We start from the raw sequence: 514 nt of genomic DNA, 5'->3' as shown, positions 1-514 counted from the left end.
TTTTGCCACTCCCGATATTCCCCTGCGCGACGATGTACGCCGACTCGGCGCACTGGTCGGCGACCTGCTCGCCGAGCAGGTCTCAACGCAGTTCTTCGACGATGTGGAACAGGTGCGTACGCGCGCCATCGCCCGCCGCGAAAGCGACGCCCCCCTGTCCGATCTCAACGATGCGCTGACCGGCCTGCCACCGGCACGCGCCGAAGCGATGGTGCGTGCGTTCAGTACCTATTTCCAGGTGGTGAACATCGCCGAGCGGGTGCACCGCATCCGCCGCCGCCGCGACTACCAGCGCGCCGGTACCGCCACGCCGCAGCCCGATGGTCTGCAGGACGCACTGGTCAACCTCAAGGCACAGGGCGTCACTCTGGACGAACTGGCCGAGTGGCTGCCGCGCATCGACATCGAGCCGGTGTTCACCGCGCACCCGACCGAGGCGGTCCGCCGCGCGCTGCTGGAGAAAGAGCAGTTGATGGTGGCCAGCCTGGTCGACAACCTCGACGGCCAGCGCACC

The 514-nt window shown here is 67.7% G+C and carries 1 protein-coding gene; it reads left to right on the top strand.

The window, feature by feature from the left end:
• Window positions 1-514, top strand: a 514-nt coding sequence (locus tag AAE045_RS24425) for a phosphoenolpyruvate carboxylase (RefSeq protein WP_455549873.1), incomplete at both ends; no start/stop codon positions are given.

The organism is Dryocola clanedunensis (assembly GCF_038405435.1).
GTDB classification, from domain to species: domain Bacteria; phylum Pseudomonadota; class Gammaproteobacteria; order Enterobacterales; family Enterobacteriaceae; genus Dryocola; species Dryocola clanedunensis_A.
Note: the sequence above shows the minus strand (reverse complement) of the source record. Positions and strands in the feature narration are given on the sequence as shown.